The organism is Neisseria sp. P0021.S006 (assembly GCF_051956895.1).
Genome location: NZ_JBQCWZ010000334.1, coordinates 1 through 1,473, shown reverse-complemented (window position 1 = coordinate 1,473; position 1,473 = coordinate 1). Strand labels below are relative to the sequence as shown.

General features: G+C 47.3%; 2 protein-coding genes. Both read right to left on the bottom strand.

Going from position 1 to position 1,473, the window contains the following annotated elements; genetic code table 11:
* Positions 1–126: GTP-binding protein (locus ACTHUM_RS13875; protein ID WP_002259029.1), on the bottom strand; the 126-nt coding region annotated here is incomplete at its 3' end.
* Positions 127–214: 88 nt separating this feature from the next.
* Positions 215–1,473, bottom strand: a 1,259-nt coding sequence (gene fusA / locus ACTHUM_RS13870) for an elongation factor G (RefSeq protein ID WP_440403155.1), incomplete at its 5' end; no start/stop codon positions are given.

Sequence of the window (1,473 nt, the reverse complement as noted above, 5' to 3'; positions counted from 1 at the left end):
ACCACCAAATTTTTTAGCCAAAATAGTAGTCAAAGCAGCAGTCAGAGTGGTTTTACCATGGTCAACGTGACCGATGGTGCCAACGTTTACGTGCGGTTTGCTACGTTCAAATTTTTCCTTAGCCATGAGCTAATTCCTTTACATTAAAGATCGATTAAAGAACAGAGGCCGTCTGAAAAATCATTTCAGCCTTTCAGACGACCTATTTGCCTGATTAGCCTTTACGGGCTTCAGTTACAGCAGCAGCTATGTGGGCAGGAGCTTCAGAATATTTCTTGAACTCCATAGAGTAAGTAGCGCGGCCTTGGGTTGCAGAACGCAGGTCGGTAGAATAACCGAACATTTCTGCCAGAGGCACTTCGGCACGGACTTTTTTACCGCCGATGCCGTCATCATCCATACCCAATACAACACCACGACGACGGTTCAAGTCGCCCATTACGTCACCCATGTATTCTTCAGGTGTTTCCACCTCAACTGCCATGATTGGTTCCAACAGAGCTGGATTGGCTTTACGCATACCTTCTTTGAAGGCTTGAGACGCAGCCAATTCGAAGGCCAGTTGAGAGGAGTCAACATCGTGTGAAGAACCGAAGATCAGACGCACACGTACGTCAACTACTGGGTAACCGGCAACGATACCGTTAGGCAAAGTATCGCGAATACCTTTATCGACAGACGGAATAAATTCGCGAGGAATCACACCACCTTTAATTTCATCGATAAATTCGTAGCCCGCACCACCTGGTTCCATAGGTTCCATTTTGATCACAACGTGACCGTATTGACCTTTACCACCAGATTGTTTGGCATGTTTGTATTCAGCTTCAACTTCTTTGCGGATGGTTTCACGGTAAGCCACTTGAGGCGCACCGATGTTTGCTTCCACGCCGAATTCGCGTTTCATACGGTCAACAATAATTTCCAAGTGCAGCTCACCCATACCAGAAATAATGGTTTGACCGGACTCTTCGTCTGTACGAACGCGGAAAGAAGGGTCTTCTTTCGCCAGACGGTTCAGGGCGATACCCATTTTCTCTTGGTCGGCTTTGGTTTTCGGCTCAACGGCAATATGGATTACCGGCTCAGGGAATTCCATGCGTTCCAAGATGATAGGTGCGCTTTCTGCACACAAGGTCTCACCAGTAGTAACGTCTTTAAGACCGATCGCAGCTGCAATATCACCAGCGCGTACTTCTTCAATTTCAGTACGGTCTGCAGCAGTCATTTGCACCAAGCGACCGATACGTTCGCGAGTACCTTTTACAGAGTTCAATACGGTATCACCGGATTTCACCACACCAGAGTAAACGCGGATGAAAGTCAGCTGACCAACGTATTTATCATTCAACATTTTGAACGCCAATGCAGAGAATTTCTCTTCATCGCTGGCTTGACGGCTGTCGGCTTCTTCAGTGTTAGGGTTAACACCTTGAACTGGAGGAATGTCGGTAGGAGCAGGCAGCAATTCTA